The organism is Pseudoalteromonas sp. BMB (genome assembly GCF_001709235.1).
Classification (GTDB): domain Bacteria; phylum Pseudomonadota; class Gammaproteobacteria; order Enterobacterales; family Alteromonadaceae; genus Pseudoalteromonas; species Pseudoalteromonas maricaloris.
Window position 1 is genome coordinate 28,295 of sequence record NZ_MBQA01000197.1, and the last position, 21,552, is coordinate 49,846.

Sequence of the window (21,552 nt, forward strand, 5' to 3'; positions counted from 1 at the left end):
TTGCAAGTTTCACTGAGGATGAAAAATAGTTAGAATGTCACAATTGACTCTTAAGAATCCTATATTGTGCAAATCACCAAACAGCCGCATAGCTATTTACTAACGCCTTCAGCCCTAGATTATGATGTTTCAGAAGAAATGTTTGACCCTGAATATTGGCAGAAAAATAATGCGATTGTCGGCTCGAAAGAAGGCCGAGCAACAGCGTGGTTCGTACGGTTTAATCAAAGCGTTGCGGTACTTAAGCACTATTATCGTGGCGGCTTAATCGGCAAGCTGTTGAGTGATCAATATATTTTTACCAAATTAGAAAATACTCGCGTATATCAAGAGTTTGCCTTGCTAGAGCAACTACAACTACAAGGTTTACCAGTCCCAACGCCACTTGGCGCTAGAATATCACTTCATTTTGGTATTTATCGTGCAGATATTTTGACCGAAGCGGTGTCTGATGCCACCAGTGTTTGCGAAATTTTGCAAGCAAGAACGCTTAGTACAAATGAACTGGAAAGTATCGGCCACACCATTGCTCAGTTTCATCAAGCCGGTGCCTATCACGATGATTTGAACATCAACAATATTTTATTTGATGCCAACGGCAAAGTATTTCTAATTGATTTTGATAAGGGAAAAATCATGCAGCCAAACTCAAGTTGGCAGCACGCAAACATGGAGCGTTTGCAACGTTCATTTAAAAAAGAGGCCGGCAAATGGCCGACCTTTTATTTTGATGAAAATCAATGGCAAGTATTGATGCAAGCCTATCACAGCGCACGTTAACTTTTTTGTAGCTGTGCCTTTTTAATCACATTGGAAGTCGAGCAGCCATCCAAAAATGCTAACACCTCGACTTTTCCACCTTGATTAAGCACATGCTCTGCACCTGCAATCTCTTCCACTTTATAGTCACCACCTTTGACCAAAATGTCAGGGCTGACCATTTCTATCAGCTTAGCTGGTGTGTCATTTTCTTCAACACTGCCAAACGGAATAACCCAATCTACAGAAGCGAGTGCAGATAACACCATAGCCCGCTCTTTCAGTGGATTGATTGGACGTTCAGGCCCTTTGAGACGCGAGATCGATTCATCATTATTTAACCCAACAACGAGTCTGTCGCCCATCGCTTTAGCTTGCGCTAAATAACGCACATGGCCTGCATGGAGAATATCAAAGCAGCCGTTGGTAAACACAATGGTTTCGCCGTTTTGCTTGGCAAAAGTAATATGCTTAAGCACTTCTTCAAATGGCGTTTGGTAGTGCTCGCCCGTTTCTCTAAGATATTGACCCAGTTTGCGACTCAACTCTTCCGGTGACACCGTTGCAGCGCCTAATTTACTCACGGCAATACCTGCGGCAATATTTGCTACTTCCACCGCGTCTTTAGCAGACATTCCAGCGCCTAACATCGTCGTCAGTGTGGCGATCACGGTATCACCAGCTCCCGTAACATCACTTACTTCCTGTACTTGAGCCGGGAAATCAAACTTTTCAGTATTGGTTATTAAAGACATGCCTTGCTCGGAGCGCGTCAGCAACATAGCGCCGATCCCCGATGTTTTCAGCAGTTCACGCGCACTAGAGGTGAGTGCCTCTTCGCTACTTGTATCTCCACCTGCGAGTTTAAATTCGTTTAAATTAGGCGTGATAAAATCAGCACCTTGATAGAGGCTCAAGTCACTATTTTTAGGGTCAATAAGTACCGTTTTACCAGCAGCTTTTGCCACCGCAATCATGTCTGAAATGGCGCACAAAGCCCCTTTGTTGTAGTCGCTAAACAACACAAAGTCATACTTATCAACTTCTTGCTTTAGACGCTCAAGCAAGAGTTGACTGTGAGATAACTGAAAGGGCTCTTCTAAATCGAGTCTAACCACTTGCTGATGACGGCTGATCACACGCATTTTTGCGATAGTCGGCAGCTCAACGACGTTAACTAGGCTAGATTCAATATTTTCTTTGGTAAGAATAGCCTCAAGCGTTTTGCCATTGTCATCTTCGCCGATAAGTCCAAGCAAACCCACTTTACCATCTAGGTGAGCGATGTTTTTGGCAACGTTCGCCGCACCACCAGCTTTGTCTTCTAATGCGCTGACTTTCACCACAGGCACTGGAGCCTCAGGAGAAATGCGCCCAGTATCTCCATGCCAGTATCTATCCAACATCACATCGCCAACCACCAATACCTTGGCTTTATTTAGCTGTTGAAGCGCCGCTAACTTCATGCTTTTTGCTCCGCCGCAACGAGCATATCGACCGCTTCGCATAGCCAGTGACCAATAAACATATGCGCTTCTTGAATACGCGCTGTCTCATCGTTTGCGATAATAATCGGTAATTTAGCAATGTCCTTCACTTTGCCACCAGTTCTACCTGTCAATGCCACGGTAAACGCGCCAATTTCATTTGCGGCTTGAAGTGCCAAATTGATATTAGGGCTCGTACCTGATGTGGTTAAACCAATCACCATATCTTCTGGTTTACAAAGTGCCTGAACCTGACGTTCAAATACTGAGTCAAAGTGATAGTCATTGCTGTGCGCGGTCAAAATTGAGGTGTCGGTAGTTAATGCAATCGAAGCTAAAGGACCGCGCTCTAATTTGTAACGCACCACAAATTCTGCAGCGAGGTGCTGCGCATCTGCCGCGCTACCACCATTACCAAACCAAATGACCTTACCACCGGCTGCTAACGTGCTTTGGCATGCTTCAAGTAGCTCAACACATTCTTGGTGATAGTTTGCCATTGTTTCAAAAACATCAACATGGCGCTGTAAGCTTGCGAAGTAGCTTTGTGCTACTTGTTCATTCAATGACATATTTGTTCCTAAACTATTCTATGCTTGTCCCGCGTGATACCTACCAGTATACATGGACTGATAACCAAGTGTAATTCTCACCGAAGACATCTTTACCCAAGGTTAATTTCGTTTCGATTTGCTTGCTATAAGCTTCACCAATATGCGCCAGCTCAAACTCGTAGCCACGTTCGTACTCAGCGCCAAGCTCACCAAGTTCATTCAAATAGTTACTTTCATTATCGATAACTGAAAGCTTAGCTCGCCATAATGAACGATAATCTGATTGGTAAGTACCTTCTAAAACGTGAATTTGCGTCGGTGCACCATCATCGAACTGGCGATGGTTTGCAGCAAAATGCCCAACGCCAAATCCGTCGATCGTATTGCCATAAGTATCGTAAATTTCGTTTACGTACCATAAGCTTTCCATATCAGTAAACTCATAGCGTAATGAAGTCGTTGAAGTCAATTGAGGGAGAAAAACGCCAACATTGACAACCGTATTACCAAACAAATAGTTTTTATGGTTATTGCTATCCTCACCACCGTATTCTAAATACCATTGTGCTTGAGTGCCGTAATTTGTGGTAAAGCTGGTCGTGATAGTTGCCCATTGATCGCCCAGTTCATCATCTTGAGTGAGATCACCTATCTTATTATCGTTTCCAACAGGGTCAAAATATGCCTTAACAAAGTCCTTAAAATCTACTTTTCTAGGCCCGCCTCCGAATTGCATGACTCTGTTTAGACCGATTTTCCATCCAGCTAATGGCTCTATACTAAAGTGACTACCCGCTATTTTAGGTGTTCCATCATGAAGCGTGCCTTGAAAACGAATCCCGTCATGGACTTTCTCAAGTTCAGAATAAAACAGCTCAAAATCGAAGTTCCACCAATTTCGAATAGGCACAACTAAACCCAAAGAAGCTGATAATGAGGGTCTAGCGTTATTAGAATATACTTGAGCCGAATGCTTAAATGGTGAAAACCAATGTTCTTTATATCCTAAATTAAGCTGCAAGTTACCGTAGGACATGCCATAAAAAGTATTGTATGGAACAAGTTTGTTTGCATCTACTCGATACTCAGCACCGATTTGTAAAATGCTTGATTCGCTTCCACGCCAAACACCACCGAGCCCCAATTCAGCATATTCACCGCTGTAATTACCTCTGTCGTTGGCTATTTGCTTTTCTTCACCGCTATCAACACGCAGTGTTATCGATCTTTGTGTCAACGCATCGTCCTGCAGATAAGGTGCAATCCCCTGACTAATACTCTGCTGTAATGTGGCGTCAATATGCCTAAGCTTCATCAAATGCATCTTGATTTCACTGATACGGTAAGGCTTTGCCATAGGCGTACCAACGGTCAACGCAAACATTTTATCGATTTGATATTCCAACAGCGGATCTTGTCCAATAGATAAATAAGCTGTGGGGCTCGCAAAAGCGAGATTCGAAGCTAATAAGCTACAGCAAGCGAGTACTCGAGCTAAATTCATTTTGTTATTCCATTACTTTTAATGCGCTAAATACTACCAAACCAAAAGCCCATAGGCATCTGTTGAACTGTGTAAAATTGTGTTGTTCATTCAATTTCGCCTTGGAACAAGGTAAAATACTGATTTTTGAGCTTAAGCGACTCCTATGGCGCGCCGACTATATTCCTTACTGTTGCTAGTATTAGCACCTATTTTATTGAGTTATCTGTATTTTATTCGAGGTAGGAAAAACCCTGGCTATCGAACTCATTTTACAGAGCGCTTAGGCTTTAACCCAAACAAGCTGCCGCAACATGCTGTTGTGATCCATTGCGCCTCTGTTGGGGAAGTGCTTGCAGCCACACCTCTCATAAAATCAGTACTTAAAGAACAAGCTGCAGCTCCAATCATTGTCACTTGTAACACCCCGACAGGTAGAGAAGAGATAACAAAAGCTTTTCACAGTGATGTACAAGTACATGTCTGTTATTTACCTATAGATTTTGCTTTTGCGGTCAGAAAGTTTTTCATGACCTTGAAGCCCAAACTCCTTATTGTGATGGAAACTGAGCTGTGGCCTAATCTTTTTTATTACGCCAAACAAAACCAATGTAAAACCTTGGTAGTCAATGCCAGACTCTCTGAAAAGTCATACCAAGGTTATAAAAAGCATGCTTGGTTAACCAAAGGCTTAATGAGCAACATAGATCTGCTTGCAGCCCATAATGAAGAAGACGGCGAGCGTTTCATCAAGCTCGGGCTTGTTCAATCTAAGCTTCACATTACCGGCTCAATCAAGTTTGATATCTCAATCACCGAAGAAGAAATTGCAAAGGCAAGACAGTTTCAAGCAAATTACCCCGAGCGGTTAATTTGGCTTGCAGGATCTACGCATCCTAAGGAGCATGAGCAAGTCATTGCTGCACATCAGCGAGTATTAAAGCAGGTAAGTAATGCGTTACTCATTATCGCGCCTCGCCATCCCGAGCAGTTTCAAGCGGTTGCTGACTACCTCAGTGAACAAGAGATCGCTTTTACCAGAAAGAGTAGTAACGGTATAAACGCAGAAGCTTCGATCTTGTTAGCGGATACTTTAGGGGAATTAAAGTGGCTATTTGGCGGTGCCGATATCGCCTATATTGGTGGTAGCTTGATTGAGCGCGGCGGTCATAACCCACTAGAAGCGGCGGCTCATGGTGTGCCAATATTAACCGGCCCACATACCTATAATTTTGCGCATATATACCCTCAACTTATCGTGCAACAAGGTGCCATCGTAGTCGATGATGAGGACAAGCTTGCCGCTCAAATTATTACGCTATTTGAAGATAAATCGCTGCGAACGCAAATCGGTGCTAACGCTCAATCGGTACTAGTTGAAAATACCGGGGCTATTGCTAAAACCATGAAACTAATCAATAAGAGCTTGGAATAATTCATGAATACAGTCATCTCTACAATGCAAAACTGGGTTAGCCAAGTCATTGTGAAATACAACTTTTGCCCGTTTGCTCGACAGGAAGTTGAAAGTAACAGCATTCATTATTTCGTGTCTCAAGCGATAAGCCACGACGATGCCGTGATGGATATGTTAGAGCAGTGCTCAGAGTTAAACCATGAGCCAGAGCGAGAAACAACACTAGTTATATTTGATAAAGGTTTTAGCAATTTTGACGACTTTTTGGATCTCGTCGACCTAGCAAACGCTTTATTAGTAGCGCAAGGGTTTGAAGGCACTTATCAAATTGCTACTTTTCACCCAGATTATGTTTTCGCTGATAGTGATGAGCATGACGCAGCAAACTACACTAATCGCGCGCCCTACCCAACACTCCACTTGATCCGCGAAGAAAGTATGGCTCAAGCGTTAGCTGAGTATGACGATCCTGAACAGATCCCAGAAAATAATATCCGCCTCGCAAGACGTAAAGGGAAAGCGTTTTGGCAGCATTTGCTTCAGCAATGCCACAAAGCTAAATAACCTAAGCTTCGGATAAATAGTCAAAAGGCTGGTTTAGCCAGCCTTTTTTAGTAAGATTTTGGTAGTATTACTTTTTCACCCAGCTGCCATTGACTTGAATATAATGGCCTGAATGCGTTTTGTTATACGCTTTTTTAGCAGCTAAAGCTTCCACTTGCTCAAGTGTAATACCGTTCTTTTTCGCTAATTGCTGGTATTTTTCTTTGCGCTTTTCATTCACTTCATCAACTAGCTGCTGCACACCTTGGCCATTTTTAACTACGCCAAGATAGCCCGATGTAGTTTCGCCAACTAAACCCTGTGATTTAGCATCGTCAATGGAAATTGCGAATGCGGCGAAACTCATACTGAGCCCAATAATTAGGGTAGAGATTGCTTTTAGCTTCATAAATCCTCCTTAGAATAGCTCGCTGTCTTCGCTGAATAAATTGTCGAGTTCTTTATCCACCTTCACGCGGATCTCATGATCTACTTTTACATTTAAGTTGATCGTAATAGGCTCTTTGGTTTCTACTTGCACCTTATGAGTACAAGCGCTCAATACCAATAAAGCTGATATCACTAGCATCCATTTCATTCACTAACGCTCCTCTTTATTTAACGCATTTTCCACTTCGCGCGTAATCTCGTCGCTTAAGCGTAGGGCTCGTAATAAGGTAAACACATTTTCTGAGTGTGTATAGTTAAAGTTTACTGGTTGTTGTTGGAGTTTGTTAATTCCTGTAATTTTAACATCTAAGTCCAACCAGCCGTCTTCACTTAAATTTACGCCACTACTCAATTGCTCAATGGTCAACTCGTCAAGTACACCGATCACCGTTTGTAAGCTAGGTTGCTGCTCTTTTAGCGCATTAATTGATGCATTGTTTTCAACCTTTAATAGCCCTTCACCAACACTGTGTATTTTACCAGAGTCAATTCGCACACCCGATGAAGAGAGTTGCACAGGTAATGTCCCTGAGATTAGCCCTTTCAGCTCGACGCCCGCATCATGCCCTGAGGCGGCAATAAGATCCAAACTCAGTTTATCTAGCGATACCTGAACGACCTGCGGCGTTGGGACCAAACTAACTTCATCAACCCCCACGTTACCGGCAAAAACCTGTGCGTTAATATCTTTCAGTTTAGCCACGCCTGCTTCGCTGAGTAGTTGGCCTGTTATTGCTTGAACGATAACACCAGCTCTCAACTCTTCAACACTCAGTGTGGTTGGCTTGAGTTGAATATTAGCTGAACTTAATAGACCAAAGACATCAATCGTTGCATTTTGAATAAGCCGTTCATTAAATAACGCAGAGCCGTTTTGAACGCTCCCGTCTAAGGTAAATATGCGCGTGGATAAATCCCCTTCGAGTACTGCATAGAAGTTACCATGGGTAATTTTTAAGTTCGGTAAAAGCGCGTCAATATATGGCTGAAGTTGAGTGAGCTGCTGCGTGGGCACGTGTATTTGTGCTGGATGTTTTAAGCTTGAATATTGATGCTCAAGCAACGCCTTTACACCATCAATATTAATCACATGTGACGCCATCAATCCGCGGCTCTGCTGCCCTTTGCTGTCAATGCTCACGTTTTTCAAACTGAGATCAGCTAAGTTAACTTCTGCTACCTTAGTATTGCCCGACAGGGTTGAAAAGATTTCTCCGGTCGCGACTGAGCCTTGCCAGTGCAGTGTCTGCGCAAACTCATTCAGTTTATAATTCTGCTGTTGTATCTGTGCACTGGTTAAGTTGAGATTGATATCAAAATCATGTGTAGGCTTGAGCACAACTCGCCCGCTCAACGCACTCTGTTTTGCTGTTACATTCTCAACACTCAGGTTTTGCTGTTTTGAATCAAGCGTTATCGCAAAACTCATTCCTTCAGGTAAGACTCTGTGTAGTAGATGTCCACTTTTGAGTTTTGGCACATCTAGCTGCGCATGTAAATCAAGCGTCAAAGATGGATTATCAATCACCAAATCTGATGTCAACAACTGGGTTGAGAATATACTCGGCTGAGCCTCAACTGTAATTAGCTCGGTTGGATCACCCGATATTTTGAAACGGCTATTGAGCTCGAGATTCTCAGCAATAGCATCTTGCAGTGTAAGCTTTTGAAGGTCACTTGTGATTTCCCCGCTCATATTAACAAAATTTGGCCGCGCACTAAGCGCTCCAGCCAGTGTATGCGCGCCCCACTTTTCATCGGAAAATTCAAGGCGAATATCACCATTGACGAAAGGCTCAGTTAAGTCGACTGCCAACTCGTTAACTTCAAGCTGTAACGGTTTATCTTTACCTGTCACTTCAAGTAAATCTGTCGCAATTGAATCCGCAGAAATAATAATTTCACTCGGTATACGAAGCTGCCAAGTGGTCGGTAACAGTTTGCTATATTCAGAAGTAAGACAATCAAGCGTTGATTTCGCTGAAATCGGCTCGGCAAGTGCTATCTTCCCCTGCTGCGTGGCTAAATCATACCGCCCTGACACAGCGCCTATATACGCAACGGTGCCTTTACACTCAGCCTGTTCAAGCGCCACTAAAGTTTCAAGTTCTAGCTCTGTGTCCATAGCTAGACCATCGAATTCAAGTTGGCTAGTTCCTGAAAGGGCTTGGATCTGAGGAGGTAACAAAGCGCTGAGATACTCGCCACTAAGATCAATATTTGCAGCAATACGCTCTGGCTGCAACGTAACTTCTGCAGCGATGTCACCTGAAACTACAAATTGATTCAGCTCGGACTCCGAAATCGACACAACTAATGGCTTTGGTAATGGCTCGCCAGATATAGAGAGCTTGGCAACATGCATTTTGGGTCTGGTGATGTCGAGTGGTAATGCGAGGCGCTGTGGCCGAGTTGCATCTGACTTTTTGGGCGGAAGAAGTTGCATGTCCGCTTTTTCAATATTGACTTGGCGCATGCTTAGTTGCGCATCATAAAGCTGGGCATTAAACGCATCTGTCTGCACACATGCTTTTGTAATATGGATACGATTGAAGCCCGACAAGCGCCAGTCAAGACAACTGACCTGAAGTTCATTAATGGGTATAAAATGTTTAATGGCCCAGAGCGACAAAGGAACTCTGGCAAGGTAAACACCCACTAAAACACTGAGTATCAACGCTAAGCTCCAAAGCCACTTTTTCATTCGTATCCCTAAAATATGATTGGTATTTCCCTTTCAGTGTACCCGATAGATAATTATCGAGCCATGAATAAAAAAGGTCACCGAAGTGACCTTTTTTTATTTCGTTAGCCTACTAGCTTACGCGCATTGCGGAACATACGCATCCAAGGGCTATCTTCTTGCCACTCATCTGGGTGCCAAGAGTTTGCTACTGCTCTGAATACACGCTCAGGATGCGGCATCATCACAGTTGCACGACCGTCTGTTGACGTCATGCCCGTAATACCAGCAGGAGAGCCATTCGGGTTAGCTGGGTACTGAGTGGTTGGATCACCGTAGTTATCAACAAACTTCACAGCAACTGAACCTGAATTCAGTGCCGTTTGTACCGCCGCTTCGCTTGCAAACTCAGCATGACCTTCACCATGTGATACCGCGATTGGCATACGAGAGCCAGCCATACCATCAAAGAAGATTGACGGGCTTTGCTGTACTTCAACTAAGCTGAAACGCGCTTCAAAACGCTCTGACTTGTTGGTGACAAAACGTGGCCAGTTTTCCGTGCCAGGGATTAGCTCTTTCAATGTAGAAAGCATCTGACAGCCATTACACACACCTAAGCTGAAAGTATCTTGGCGTTGGAAAAAGCCTTGGAATTGCTCACGTGCTGAGTCATGGAATAGAATTGATTTAGCCCAGCCTTCACCAGCACCTAAAACGTCACCGTATGAGAAGCCACCACATGCCACTAGGCCTTTGAATTGCTCTAGCGTTAAGCGACCTTCAAGGATATCGCTCATGTGTACGTCGATTGCCGCAAAGCCAGCACGATTAAATGCAGCCGCCATTTCGATATGTGAGTTAACGCCTTGCTCACGCAAGATGGCAACTTGAGGCTTTACCCCTTTTGCAATGTAAGGCGCTGCGATATCTTCGTTTAGGTCAAAGCTTAGTTTAACGTTAAGGCCCGGATCTTTGTCATCGAACTTAGCGTCAAACTCTTGCTTCGCGCAATCTGGGTTATCACGTAGTGCTTGCATCTGGTAAGTTGTCTCAGCCCAGATAGTGCGAAGCTCTGTGCGAGTATTTTCAAGTACTGCCTGACCGCCACGAGTAAAGATAACCTTGTCTTCACCGTTTAGCGTACCGATGCGATGTGCAATATCAGCAATACCGTGCTCGGCAAATACTGCTTCAACCGCGGCGATATCGTCATTGCGAACTTGCAATACTGCGCCAAGCTCTTCATTGAATAGCACTTCTAAGTTTGTACCTTGCAGCGCATCTAATTCAATGCTCACACCTGTGTGGCCTGCGAACGCCATTTCCGCAGCAGTGGTGAATAGACCACCGTCAGAGCGGTCGTGGTAAGCGATAAGCTTGCCTGATTCAACTAATGCTTGTACCGCATTGTAGAAGCCTTTTAACAGCTCTGGGCTGTCAACATCAGGTGTCTTGTCGCCAAGTTGCTTGTACACTTGCGCTAAGCTTGAGGCGCCAAGACGGTTTTGACCAGCACCTAAGTCAAGTAGGAATAGGCTGGTTTCCCCCTTATCAGTACGAAGCTCAGGCGTGACTGTTTTGCGAATATCTTCAACACGACCAAATGCAGTGATGATAAGTGATAATGGCGCAGTCACTGACTTTTCTTCGCCATTCTCATCCCACTGAGTCTTCATCGACATTGAATCTTTACCAACTGGGATTGTAAGGCCTAATGCAGGACATAATTCTTCACCAACCGCTTTAACCGCTTCGTAAAGACCCGCATCTTCGCCTGGGTGACCCGCAGCCGCCATCCAGTTAGCAGAAAGCTTAATGTTGTTTAGGCTACCGATATTAGCACCAGCGATATTGGTTAACGCTTCTGCTACTGCTAGACGCGCTGATGCTCCATAGTTAAGTAATGCCGCAGGGGTGCGCTCACCCATCGACATCGCTTCACCGTGGTAAGTATCGTAAGTTGCCGCCGTTACCGCACAGTTAGCGACTGGTACCTGCCAAGGACCAACCATTTGGTCACGTGCAACCAAACCCGTTACGGTTCTGTCACCAATCGTGATAAGGAATGTTTTCTCAGCAATCGTTGGTAGGCGAAGCAAACGCTTAGCTGCATCTTCAAGCTCAATACCCGCAGTATCTAATGCTGTACCCACTACACGCTTTGACTCAACGTCACGATGCATTTTTGGTGGCTTGCCAAGTAATACGTCTAGTGGCAGGTCCACAGGATTATTATCAAAGTGGCTATCAGCGACTGTTAGATGACGCTCTTCTGTCGCTTCACCAATTACCGCATATTGTGCGCGCTCACGCTTACAAATTGCTTCAAAGCGAGCAAAGTCTTCAGCTGCAACTGCCAATACATAACGCTCTTGCGACTCGTTACACCAGATTTCGTGTGGTGCCATGCCTGGTTCATCGTTCGGGATGTTACGCAGCTGGAACTTACCACCACGGCCGCCGTCGTCGACAAGCTCAGGAAATGCATTTGATAAACCACCCGCGCCCACATCGTGAATAAACGCAATTGGGTTATCATCACCAAGCTGCCAACATTTGTCGATCACTTCCTGACAACGGCGTTCCATCTCAGGATTTTCACGCTGAACAGAAGCAAAGTCTAAATCTTCGTTTGATTGGCCAGATGCCATTGATGAAGCAGCCCCTCCGCCAAGACCGATGTTCATTGCGGGACCACCAAGTGCGATTAGCTTAGCACCTACAGGGATTGAGCCTTTTTGCACGTGATCTTCACGGATGTTACCTAAACCACCAGCGATCATGATTGGCTTGTGGTAACCACGTACTTCCGCGCCATTATGGCTTTCTACTTTTTCTTCGTAAGTACGGAAGTAACCCAATAGGTTTGGACGACCAAATTCGTTGTTAAATGCAGCGCCACCAAGTGGGCCATCAAGCATGATGTCTAATGCATTAACAATGCGTCCTGGTTTACCAAAGTTAGTTTCCCAAGGTTGCTCAAAACCCGGAATACGAAGGTTAGAAACCGTAAAGCCAACTAAACCTGCTTTTGGCTTAGAACCACGACCGGTTGCACCTTCATCGCGGATCTCACCACCAGAACCTGTTGATGCGCCAGAAAATGGGGCAATCGCCGTTGGGTGGTTGTGCGTTTCCACTTTCATCAGAATGTGGATATCTTCCTCGTGGTAAGCATATTCGCCGTCTGTATTTGGGAAGAAACGACCCGCTTTAGAGCCAACCATTACCGCAGCGTTATCTTTATACGCCGACAATACGTTGTCGCTATTGGTTTCGTAGGTGTTTTTAATCATTTTAAACAGCGACTTAGGCTGTTCTACACCATCGATAGTCCAATCAGCATTGAAAATTTTGTGACGACAGTGCTCAGAGTTTGCTTGAGCGAACATGAACAGTTCGATGTCATTAGGGTTACGGCCAAGCTTTTCAAAGCTTTCTACCAAGTAGTCAATTTCGTCATCAGCAAGTGCAAAGCCTTGCTCAACGTTCGCAACCGCGAGTGCTTCACGGCCGCCGCCAAGAATATCCACCGAAGACATTGGGCGAGGCGTTTCCGTGCGGAATAATTTAGCTGCATCATCAAGCTCTGCATGAACAGATTCGGTCATGCGGTCATGAAGTAATTGTGCAACTTCGTCGAACTGAGCTTGTGTTAGTTCACCCTCAACATAATAAGCAATACCACGCTCAACACGGTGTACTTGCGTAAGACCACAGTTGTTTGCAATATCTGTCGCTTTAGAAGCCCAAGGAGAGATAGTTCCGATCCTTGGTGTTACCAAGATCAGTTTGCCCTCTGGCGTGTGCTCCGTAATAGTCGGTCCATACTTTAACAGGCTGTTTAGCTTAGTTAACTCAGCCTCTGAAAGCTCAGCCGTTAAATCAGCAAAATGCATGAACTCGGCATAAACATTGGTAACTGGTAATTGAGCTGCAGCGCAGGTTTTAAGGATCTTTTGGACTTTGAAATCTGAAAGTGCAGGTGCACCACGTAGGATTAACATAGGTATTTTCATCCGGGGTTAAGGATTGAACGATATCTTTGGGCGCTCATTATAGTGGAAATAGCGCGCGGAATTAACACTAATTTGTCAAAACTAGAAAATATCATGCAAATCTATCATTACCTTAAGTTAATTCGGCTTTTGCAATTATGATTTTGCTGCGGTAAGTTGGGATTTCGAGCGCAAAAGAGAACCTAGGCCATGTTTAAATACATCTTTATGTGCTTTGTTGTCATCTGTTTAGTTGGGTGCGACAAAGCCCCTCTTAATCAGTTGCAACATGTAAAACAAAATAAGGTATTACGTGTTGGCACGCTCGCGGGCCCGGGAAACTACTACCAAGGCACCACTGGAGAACAAGGGTTCGAATATGAACTGGCGAGTGAATTTGCCAATGAGCTTGGTGTTGAATTACACATTGTTCCTTACTTTAACTTAGATGAGTTATTTGCAAGGCTAGATGCCGGAGACTTAGATATCGTCGCCTCCGCGGTGAGCTTTCACCCATCAAGAACAGCGCAATATCGTTTTGGCCCAACGTATAGAATGATCAGTCAAAAGCTCGTGTACAAACAAGGGAGAGAATGGCCAAGAGACTTTGATGATATTAAAGCGCCAATTACCGTACTTGCACACAGCAACCATGTTATTGCGCTTGAAGAGGCGAAAACAAGCCATCCTCATTTGAGTTGGGAGGTTGTTTCAGATAAAGGTGAGGAAGAGCTGCTTCAGGCCATCATTGATGGAGAGATTGACTACACCATTACAGACTCACATTCACTGGCCCTATTTAGACGCTACCACCCGACCGTCAGTATTGCGTTTTCAGTTACAAAAGATGAACATGTGGCGTGGATGATGCGTAATGAAAAAGACGATTCGTTATATGCGTTGCTGCCTGCATTTTTCGCTCGAGTACAACAAAACAACTTTTTGGCCACGCTCGAAGAGAAGTATTTTGGTCATATCGAAGAGTTTAACTATGTAAACACCTTAGCTTTTGTCGAAGCCGTACATAGTACCTTACCCACCTATCTCAAGTGGTTTAAAAGTTATTCGAAACAGCACAATATCGATTGGCGTTTGCTGGCTGCAGTCAGCTATCAAGAATCGATGTGGGATCCCAGAGCTAAGTCTCCAACTGGGGTTCGTGGCATCATGATGCTAACACAACCCACGGCTAAAAAAGTTGGCGTGACAAACCGCCTCAATGCGCAGCAAAATATTGAAGGTGGCGCCAAATACCTACGTATTTTATTCGACCGTATGCCTGAAGAAATACAGCAGCCCGATAGTACTTGGCTTGCCCTTGCTTCTTACAATGTGGGCTGGGGACATGTGCGAGATGCACGTAACATTACTGCGGATCAAGGAGGCGATCCGAATAACTGGGCTGACGTTAAAAAACGACTACCACTACTTACTAAAAAGCGCTACTATCGAAATACAAGATATGGATATGCTCGTGGTGATGTCGCGGTAACGTATGTAGATAATATTCGCCGCTATTATGATGCACTTGTGTGGTTGGAAGACAACGGTGCACTCCTACCTGACAGCAGTAAAGCCTCTTCGCAAACGACTCCGGTTGATAATCCAGACAAAGCCAGTGAAGTCGAGAAGCAACAGTAATTTATATTTACTAAACTGGCTTGATAAATGCTTCAAAAGGTCATAAATCTGTCATAGGCATAGCGTATTTATACTAAATTAATATTTGGGGGCGTTACCCCCACCTAATCTCTCACATTCGGAGGTTCTATGTTGAGAAGACGTCGGAATCATCAATTTAAACGTAACACCAAATACACGTCGCCAAATCGCCGTCGTGTCATGATGAAAAATGCACACCGTAAAATGCTCTTGCGCCATCGTATTTTTGCGCTAATTCAAATGGAAGAGCAAAGGGACGCGAAAACAGCCACTGCGGTAGTACAACCCTAAGTACTACCGTTTTTCAACTTTTTTGCAGCTTTAATCTCTTGGCGTCTGCGCTTAAAAAATGCAGACAGCTTTTCGCCACATACTTCACCCAATACGCCCGATGTAACTTCTAGTTGGTGGTTGAGCTTTTCATGCTGTAACAAGTTCATTATCGAACCAGCCGCGCCCGTTTTTGCATCCGAGGCACCAAACACCACTCGGCTCAAGCGGCTATGGACCAGTAAACCAGCACACATAGGACATGGTTCAAGCGTCACATATAAAGTGCAATCAATCAGCCGATAATTTTCAACGACTTTGCCAGCTTCTCGAATAGCCATCATTTCAGCGTGAGCCGAAGGATCATGACAGGTAATTGAACGGTTCCAACCCGCAGCTATCATTTCACCACCTTTCACTACAACAGCGCCGACAGGAATTTCGTTTTCAGCTTCAGCTTTGTCAGCAAATGCTAACGCCACTTTCATCCAATATTGATCATCTTTTACTTCTGACATGATAATTTTATAGTCGTCCTCACCTAAAATGGAGTATATCACCTCCAGCAGAGCTCTGGTTAAGCTGCTATTCTTAAATAATCATAGTCACCAATACAGCTGCTTTTATAAGCAAACTCAGGATGTTACCAACATCTTTTTAATATTTTGCGGACATTATTGATAATTTTCGCAATTTTGCCGTGGCTCACAGGGTTGGATTTACGCTATAATTCGCCGCTTTTTTTATTTCGTAAGCTCAAAAACACACGGGTAGAATATGAAATTTCCGGGACGCCGTAGGCATAAACACTATTTTCCGGTGGAAGATAAAGATCCGCTTATTAACCAGTTACACGCTGATGATCGGCTAAAAAGGAGCTATATCTGTGGTATAGATCAAATCGTCGTTGATATCGAAGCGAAAGTGGATCAAGCTTTTCTTGATGAATTCCACTTACAGCGTGGTATGTCACAAGTGATAGACAATGATGTCACCAACGCCCTTTATGATAGGCTAAAACGTGATGACATGATCGACTATGAATTTGCCGGCGGTACCATAGGTAACACCATGCACAACTATTCAGTGCTAGCAGATGACCGCTCAGTACTGCTTGGGGTGATGAGTGAAAACATAAAGATTGGCAGCTACGCCTATAAATTTTTATGTAATACCTCAAGCCGAGTTGATCTGGACTACTTGCAGCCAGTTGATGGCCCCATTGGTCGTTGTTTTACACTTATTGATGACAGTGGTGAACGAACTTTTGCTATCAGCGCAGGATTAATGAACCACCTACGTCCTGAGTCTATATGCCAAACGCTTATCGAAGAATCATCGGCGTTAGTGATCAGCGCTTATTTGATGCGCACGAGTGGCGACGAAACCATGACACAAGCAACAATGCAGGCGGTTGAGTATGCCAATAATGCTGGCATCCCCGTAGTATTGACGCTTGGCACTAAGTTCTTAATTGAACAAGATCCCAAATGGTGGGCTGATTTCGTTGCTAAACATGTTGATATCCTCGCGATGAACGAAGAAGAAGGTGAGGCGATCACAGGCTTTAGCGATCCACTTCTCGCTGCGGATAAAGCACTGGACTGGGTTGACCTGGTCATTTGTACCGCTGGCCCTAAAGGGCTGTTTATGGCGGGTTATGTTGATGACAGCTGCAAGCGTGTGACTGAATACCCGTTGCTGCCTGGTGCTATTCCTGAATTTAATCGCTACGAATTCTCACGCGCGATGAAAAAAGCCCAATGTGAACAGCCGATCAGAGCATACAGCCATACCGCTCCTTACATGGGTGGACCGGATATCATCAAGAATACGAATGGTGCCGGTGACTGTGCCCTTGCCGCTGTTCTGCATGATATTTGCGCCAATGAATATCATAAGCTAAATGTCCCAAACTCGGCGAAGCATGAACAAAGTGCTATTACCTATTCATCTTTGGCACAGATAAGCAAATATGCAAACCGTGCAAGCTATGAGGTACTCGTTCAGCATTCACCAAGGCTATCTCGAGGCCTACCTGAGCGTGAAGACTCACTAGAGCAATCATACTGGGAACAATAACGGTTCTTAGCCTGTTTAGGATTGGTAAAAATAGCGACTTCGGTCGCTATCTTTATATCATCTAGTTTGTATATAACTTAGCATCAAAAAATAGCAGTACCAAGTTCATTGGATAGATATTCTAATGCCGCGATCCCAGCCAAAGAGTTACCAACTTTATCAAGCCCAGGCGACCAGACCGAAATTGTAAAACGATTCGGCACAATAGCGATTATTGCCCCCCCGACACCAGACTTACCAGGCATTCCTACTCGATAACCAAAATCACCTGCTGCATCGTAAAGACCACTCGTAAACAACAGCGAGTTCATTTGCTTGGTTTGTTTTTTGGTTAGTATCCGCTGTTTTGATAAGTTGCAGTAACCCTGACTAGACAGATAGGAAAATGACTTCGCCAACTCAGTGGTATTCATTTCAATTGCACAAAAATTGAAATAAGACCACAACACATCCTCGACTTCATTATTAAAATTGCCAAATGACTTCATCAAATAAGCCATCGCTGCATTTCTATACCTGTGATCATACTCAGACTGCGCCACAATCTTATTAATACACAACTTGTCGTTACCAGACATCGCTCTATAGCTTTCTAGCATGGTATGAATTGGAGCAGATAAACGAGAGTACAGCGCATCACAAGTTACAATGGCACCTGCATTTATAAAGGGATTTCTTGGAATACCATTTTCGAACTCAAGCTGAGTTAAAGAGTTAAAAGCGGTACCCGAAGGCTCTTTTCCTACCCGACTCCACAGCTCGTCACCATAGCGCTGCAGTGCTAGCGTCAATGTCATTACTTTGGATACTGATTGAATTGTAAATCTGGCTTCAGTATCTCCAGCACTAAATGTTTCGCCATCTACCGTGTGCAGTGAAACAGAAAATTGTTCTAACGGCTGCTCAGCTAAAGCGGGAATATAGTTAGCAACTTTGCCTTGGCGTAACAACGGTTGAACTCGCTGCACAGCCTGCTCTAAAATTTCTTGGTAATTTGGCATATGCTCGTAATTAAGGCTAGCTAGGATGATTTGGGAAGTGTATCAAAAAAGGCCCCGTAGGGCCTGATGTTTATCTGAAACTAAGGTTATTTCAGTTCCATTTCTTGAATAATCTCGTGCGCAATAGGTGGAGTTGTACTCACCGGCTTCTGATGTTTATTGGCTTTTAACTGACCTTTTCGGTGCTTCAAAGCTGCATCAAGCTTTTTAGACGCTTTAGCAATAGCAGGATACATCACTTCGTCTTCACCTTTTACCGATATTCGGCTACCTGCGTAGTTTGTACTTATCTCCGTGTAAAATTGTTTGTGTTCTTTGCTGACGATGATGTCTAGGGATAACAACGACGGAAAATGGTTAGCGATCTTGGCAAACTTTTCATGAACGTGGTTTTTAACAGCATCGGTTACATCTACGTGATGGCCAGATAAATTAATCTTCATATGCAATCCTTCTTTTGCGTTTACCCTTAACAATAGTATTGGCACGATTGCTCGATTTCTCAAGAGCCTTAGCAGAAATTTATTACAAAAATTGGAAGGAAGCTGATTCTAATCAAAAAATAAATAAGGAGAATTAGTGAGGCCTTTGATCTCAAATGTATGTTTATTAGAACTCAGGCATAAAAAAAAGCCCTAGCAAGGGCTCTTTTCATATTGCGTAAACTTTACAATTAAAGGCCTGCACGCTCTTTGATGACAGCAATCAATGCTGAACCACCGTGGTTTGATTCAGCCCATGCTAAATCTTTACCATCTTCTAGCGCGCTTTTTGGAATACTTTTAATAATGTACTCGCCCGAATCGACCGCGTTGCTAGCAATAGCATGTCTAAGTAAGTTATTACCGTTGCACTGGATTGCGTCGTAAACATTACGCATTTTCAGGCGTGATGTTTTCAAAGCGTTACGAATGCGATTTTTATCGTCCGCTGCGATATATTCACATATAGAAAGCGCCAACTGATCGTTTGCACTTACTGGTTTGCTGAAAGAAAAAGCTGCAACAGCGATAGAAGCTGACAGTAGCACGGTAGTTAATTTCATTACACAGACCCTTTAATACTTTATTCGTAGCATATAACTGGCTATATTTTAGCAACCTAAACAATTGTTAGCAAGAAACTCATAGTTTTTTGTTCAGAGTTACGAATTTATAACTATGGTTATTTCTTTCATCAGGTTCGTTACACTCAGTTTCAAGCACTTCCCATTCAGCAACTTGCTCGTAGTCCGGAAATTGAGTATCTCCTTCAACTTCTAAATCGATGAAGGTCAAATAGAGCCGCTGAGCATAAGGCAGAAATATGTCATATATATGACCACCACCAATTATCATAATTTCGTCACAACCCCTAACAGCACTAAGTGCGGCTTCAGGTGAAGCGAGGACTTCAATACCTTCTTGAGTATAGTCAAGATTTCTGGATATCACTATGTTTCTACGACCAGGAAGAGGCCTACCAATAGACTCAAATGTCTTTCGGCCCATAATCACAGGTTTACCTAGCGTAACCTTTTTGAAATGTTGAAGATCTGCAGGCAAGTGCCACGGCATATCGTTATCTTTTCCGATAATACGGTTATTTGCCATCGCAGCTATCATTGAAATTACCACAACGCACCTTTATAGTATTTTAGTATTAGTTTATACACACAATTAGCATGCAAGATGTTTGGTTAACCTGAACTCGGGATAAGAAGTAAGTTAATCCACTAAAATCACTAAGCTCAAAAGCGTAGTATCACTCTAGCCAGAAGTTATTTCTTAATACAAGGCAAATTTGTGCGTCAATAGCTGGCCTATTGCAAACAAATTTAACGCAGTAGTAAGGGATAACAGCTGCTAGAGAACAAGTTGTTATCCCGAGTTCAGGTTGATTAGTATATCACCTTCAACAGAATTGCGGCGAGAATACTGAGTTGAAGTAATATACTGTTCAAATAGGTATAAAAAAGGCCCATATATGGGCCTCTTAGAATAAATTCAATGTAACTTAACGCTCGTAAATAACTTCAACATCGTAGTCGTCGTCATCCCAATCATCCCAGTCATCATCGTCGTTCTTATCATTTTTAGTTGCATGTCTGTGGTATGTGTCCCACTTAAATTCAACTTCTTCTTGCTGCTCTTCTTCGAATTTATCTTTTGGCATGCTTTCAAGAAGGTTCATGATATCAAAGCATAAAGGTTGCGTATTTAACTTGTTTGCAGCAGAGATCATATAAAAGTTTTCTGCGTCTAGCTCTTCAGCAATACGGGCGCATACTTCTTCTCTTTCTTCTTCAAGCAATAAATCCACTTTATTTAGCACTAACCAGCGAGGCTTTTCCGCTAATTTAGGGCTGTATTGGTGCAGTTCGTTAATAATAGCGAAGCCATTCTCGACAGGATCACTACCGTCAACCGGCATCACATCAATAATGTGTAATAACACCCGACAGCGCTCTAAGTGCTTTAAGAAACGAATGCCAAGACCTGCGCCGTCCGCAGCACCTTCAATTAGGCCTGGGATATCAGCAATTACAAATGACTTGCTCGCTTCAGGTCTCACAACACCTAAATTAGGTACTAGCGTGGTAAATGGATAGTCAGCGACTTTTGGCTTGGCTGCAGATACACTACGGATAAACGTAGATTTACCAGCATTTGGCAGACCTAACAAACCGACGTCTGCAAGCAGCATTAATTCTAAACGAAGGTTACGAACTTCACCTTGAGTACCTAGTGTTTTCTGTCTTGGTGCGCGATTAGTACTTGACTTAAAACGCGTATTGCCAAGGCCATGATACCCACCTTTCGCTACGATCAGCTTTTGTCCATTTTTGGTCAAATCACCTAAACACTCTTCAGTATCGACATCTGTAACTCTTGTACCAACTGGTACCTTAAGTACTAAGTCCTGACCTTTTTTACCAGTACAATTACGGCCTTGACCATTAGTACCACGCTCAGCCCTGTGAAAGCGTTCAAACTGATAGTCGATAAGCGTATTTAAATTTTCATCAGCCTGCAGGAATACACTACCGCCATCGCCACCATCACCACCGTCTGGGCCACCATCTGGCACAAACTTTTCGCGGCGGAATGAAACGACACCACTGCCCCCATCTCCGGCTTCCGCTCTAATCTCTACTTCATCGACAAACTTCATGGTTTAA

General features: G+C 43.8%; 19 protein-coding genes. 6 read left to right on the forward strand and 13 right to left on the reverse strand.

What is annotated here, in order from left to right; translation table 11 throughout:
* Nucleotides 1–66 precede the first annotated feature (66 nt).
* On the forward strand, nt 67–780 hold the full coding sequence (locus tag BB427_RS19855) for a 3-deoxy-D-manno-octulosonic acid kinase (protein WP_069022768.1): 714 nt from the start codon (nt 67–69) through the stop codon (nt 778–780).
* Here BB427_RS19855 and hldE read toward each other — a convergent pair.
* Genes hldE through BB427_RS19870 form a run of 3 tightly spaced genes read right to left on the reverse strand, consistent with a single transcriptional unit; the run spans nt 777 to nt 4,304 of the window.
* Nucleotides 777–2,225 carry a bifunctional D-glycero-beta-D-manno-heptose-7-phosphate kinase/D-glycero-beta-D-manno-heptose 1-phosphate adenylyltransferase HldE gene (gene hldE / locus BB427_RS19860; RefSeq protein ID WP_069022769.1) on the reverse strand — a complete coding sequence of 483 codons (1,449 nt, stop codon included), beginning with the start codon at nt 2,223–2,225 and terminating at the stop codon, nt 777–779. The two genes, BB427_RS19855 and hldE, sit on opposite strands and share 4 nt — an antisense overlap.
* Nucleotides 2,222–2,818, reverse strand: coding sequence for an SIS domain-containing protein (locus tag BB427_RS19865; protein WP_039491395.1), 597 nt, complete (start codon nt 2,816–2,818; stop codon nt 2,222–2,224). The genes hldE and BB427_RS19865 overlap by 4 nt, the downstream gene beginning before the upstream one ends.
* A gap of 40 nt (nt 2,819–2,858) precedes the next feature.
* A complete protein-coding gene (locus BB427_RS19870; RefSeq protein WP_069022770.1) occupies nt 2,859–4,304 on the reverse strand; it encodes a capsule assembly Wzi family protein in 1,446 nt (481 codons plus the stop codon).
* 145 nt (nt 4,305–4,449) lie between these two features.
* Here BB427_RS19870 and waaA point away from each other — a divergent pair, with 145 nt between their 5' ends.
* Both waaA and BB427_RS19880 read left to right on the forward strand, forming a co-directional pair.
* Nucleotides 4,450–5,718, forward strand: coding sequence for a lipid IV(A) 3-deoxy-D-manno-octulosonic acid transferase (gene waaA / locus BB427_RS19875; RefSeq protein ID WP_069022772.1), 1,269 nt, complete (start codon nt 4,450–4,452; stop codon nt 5,716–5,718).
* Between the two features lie 3 nt (nt 5,719–5,721).
* The gene (locus tag BB427_RS19880) at nt 5,722–6,264 is read left to right on the forward strand and encodes a DUF1415 domain-containing protein (RefSeq protein ID WP_045988234.1); all 543 of its coding nucleotides are present in this window, start codon (nt 5,722–5,724) and stop codon (nt 6,262–6,264) included.
* 67 nt (nt 6,265–6,331) lie between these two features.
* Here BB427_RS19880 and BB427_RS19885 read toward each other — a convergent pair whose 3' ends face one another.
* From BB427_RS19885 to purL, 4 genes are all read right to left on the reverse strand, one after another.
* Entirely contained in the window at nt 6,332–6,652 is a 321-nt protein-coding gene (locus BB427_RS19885; RefSeq protein WP_017216535.1) for a YdbL family protein, read from the reverse strand.
* 9 nt (nt 6,653–6,661) lie between these two features.
* Nucleotides 6,662–6,841, reverse strand: coding sequence for a YnbE family lipoprotein (locus tag BB427_RS19890; protein ID WP_010374602.1), 180 nt, complete (start codon nt 6,839–6,841; stop codon nt 6,662–6,664).
* 3 nt (nt 6,842–6,844) lie between these two features.
* The gene (locus BB427_RS19895; RefSeq protein ID WP_069022774.1) at nt 6,845–9,397 is read right to left on the reverse strand and encodes an intermembrane phospholipid transport protein YdbH family protein; all 2,553 of its coding nucleotides are present in this window, start codon (nt 9,395–9,397) and stop codon (nt 6,845–6,847) included.
* A gap of 104 nt (nt 9,398–9,501) precedes the next feature.
* The gene (gene purL / locus BB427_RS19900) at nt 9,502–13,386 is read right to left on the reverse strand and encodes a phosphoribosylformylglycinamidine synthase (RefSeq protein ID WP_069022776.1); all 3,885 of its coding nucleotides are present in this window, start codon (nt 13,384–13,386) and stop codon (nt 9,502–9,504) included.
* A gap of 201 nt (nt 13,387–13,587) precedes the next feature.
* Here purL and mltF point away from each other — a divergent pair, with 201 nt between their 5' ends.
* Together mltF and BB427_RS19910 are read left to right on the forward strand one after the other, a co-directional pair.
* A complete protein-coding gene (gene mltF, locus BB427_RS19905) occupies nt 13,588–15,018 on the forward strand; it encodes a membrane-bound lytic murein transglycosylase MltF (protein WP_069022778.1) in 1,431 nt (476 codons plus the stop codon).
* A 129-nt stretch (nt 15,019–15,147) separates the two neighbouring features.
* Entirely contained in the window at nt 15,148–15,330 is a 183-nt protein-coding gene (locus BB427_RS19910; RefSeq protein ID WP_010374594.1) for a hypothetical protein, read from the forward strand.
* On the opposite strand, the gene tadA is transcribed toward BB427_RS19910, so the two are convergent.
* The gene (gene tadA, locus BB427_RS19915; RefSeq protein WP_069022780.1) at nt 15,327–15,827 is read right to left on the reverse strand and encodes a tRNA adenosine(34) deaminase TadA; all 501 of its coding nucleotides are present in this window, start codon (nt 15,825–15,827) and stop codon (nt 15,327–15,329) included. The genes BB427_RS19910 and tadA overlap by 4 nt on opposite strands.
* Before the next feature lie 259 nt (nt 15,828–16,086).
* Here tadA and BB427_RS19920 point away from each other — a divergent pair, with 259 nt between their 5' ends.
* Nucleotides 16,087–17,391 carry an inosine/guanosine kinase gene (locus BB427_RS19920; protein WP_010374590.1) on the forward strand — a complete coding sequence of 435 codons (1,305 nt, stop codon included), beginning with the start codon at nt 16,087–16,089 and terminating at the stop codon, nt 17,389–17,391.
* Between the two features lie 83 nt (nt 17,392–17,474).
* Here the strand turns inward: BB427_RS19920 and glsB are convergent, their stop codons facing one another.
* The 5 genes from glsB to cgtA form a co-directional block, all read right to left on the reverse strand.
* Nucleotides 17,475–18,392, reverse strand: coding sequence for a glutaminase B (glsB, locus tag BB427_RS19925; RefSeq protein ID WP_069022782.1), 918 nt, complete (start codon nt 18,390–18,392; stop codon nt 17,475–17,477).
* An 86-nt stretch (nt 18,393–18,478) separates the two neighbouring features.
* A complete protein-coding gene (gene hpf / locus BB427_RS19930; protein ID WP_010374586.1) occupies nt 18,479–18,835 on the reverse strand; it encodes a ribosome hibernation-promoting factor, HPF/YfiA family in 357 nt (118 codons plus the stop codon).
* A 230-nt stretch (nt 18,836–19,065) separates the two neighbouring features.
* On the reverse strand, nt 19,066–19,437 hold the full coding sequence (locus tag BB427_RS19935; RefSeq protein ID WP_010374584.1) for a DUF3718 domain-containing protein: 372 nt from the start codon (nt 19,435–19,437) through the stop codon (nt 19,066–19,068).
* 79 nt (nt 19,438–19,516) lie between these two features.
* On the reverse strand, nt 19,517–20,008 hold the full coding sequence (gene folA, locus BB427_RS19940) for a type 3 dihydrofolate reductase (RefSeq protein ID WP_069022784.1): 492 nt from the start codon (nt 20,006–20,008) through the stop codon (nt 19,517–19,519).
* Nucleotides 20,009–20,387: 379 nt separating this feature from the next.
* Nucleotides 20,388–21,545, reverse strand: a complete 1,158-nt coding sequence (cgtA, locus tag BB427_RS19945) for an Obg family GTPase CgtA (RefSeq protein WP_069022786.1) — start codon at nt 21,543–21,545, stop codon at nt 20,388–20,390.
* Nucleotides 21,546–21,552 lie beyond the last annotated feature (7 nt).

Coding starts and splice junctions, on each gene's coding strand:
- hldE (WP_069022769.1), bottom strand. CDS start 2,225: ATGAAGTTAGCGGCGCTTCAACAGCTAAATAAAGCCAAGGTATTGGTG.
- BB427_RS19865 (WP_039491395.1), bottom strand. CDS start 2,818: ATGTCATTGAATGAACAAGTAGCACAAAGCTACTTCGCAAGCTTACAG.
- BB427_RS19870 (WP_069022770.1), bottom strand. CDS start 4,304: ATGAATTTAGCTCGAGTACTCGCTTGCTGTAGCTTATTAGCTTCGAAT.
- waaA (WP_069022772.1), top strand. CDS start 4,450: ATGGCGCGCCGACTATATTCCTTACTGTTGCTAGTATTAGCACCTATT.
- BB427_RS19880 (WP_045988234.1), top strand. CDS start 5,722: ATGAATACAGTCATCTCTACAATGCAAAACTGGGTTAGCCAAGTCATT.
- BB427_RS19885 (WP_017216535.1), bottom strand. CDS start 6,652: ATGAAGCTAAAAGCAATCTCTACCCTAATTATTGGGCTCAGTATGAGT.
- BB427_RS19890 (WP_010374602.1), bottom strand. CDS start 6,841: ATGAAATGGATGCTAGTGATATCAGCTTTATTGGTATTGAGCGCTTGT.
- BB427_RS19895 (WP_069022774.1), bottom strand. CDS start 9,397: ATGAAAAAGTGGCTTTGGAGCTTAGCGTTGATACTCAGTGTTTTAGTG.
- purL (WP_069022776.1), bottom strand. CDS start 13,386: ATGTTAATCCTACGTGGTGCACCTGCACTTTCAGATTTCAAAGTCCAA.
- mltF (WP_069022778.1), top strand. CDS start 13,588: ATGTTTAAATACATCTTTATGTGCTTTGTTGTCATCTGTTTAGTTGGG.
- BB427_RS19910 (WP_010374594.1), top strand. CDS start 15,148: ATGTTGAGAAGACGTCGGAATCATCAATTTAAACGTAACACCAAATAC.
- tadA (WP_069022780.1), bottom strand. CDS start 15,827: ATGTCAGAAGTAAAAGATGATCAATATTGGATGAAAGTGGCGTTAGCA.
- BB427_RS19920 (WP_010374590.1), top strand. CDS start 16,087: ATGAAATTTCCGGGACGCCGTAGGCATAAACACTATTTTCCGGTGGAA.
- glsB (WP_069022782.1), bottom strand. CDS start 18,392: ATGCCAAATTACCAAGAAATTTTAGAGCAGGCTGTGCAGCGAGTTCAA.
- hpf (WP_010374586.1), bottom strand. CDS start 18,835: ATGAAGATTAATTTATCTGGCCATCACGTAGATGTAACCGATGCTGTT.
- BB427_RS19935 (WP_010374584.1), bottom strand. CDS start 19,437: ATGAAATTAACTACCGTGCTACTGTCAGCTTCTATCGCTGTTGCAGCT.
- cgtA (WP_069022786.1), bottom strand. CDS start 21,545: ATGAAGTTTGTCGATGAAGTAGAGATTAGAGCGGAAGCCGGAGATGGG.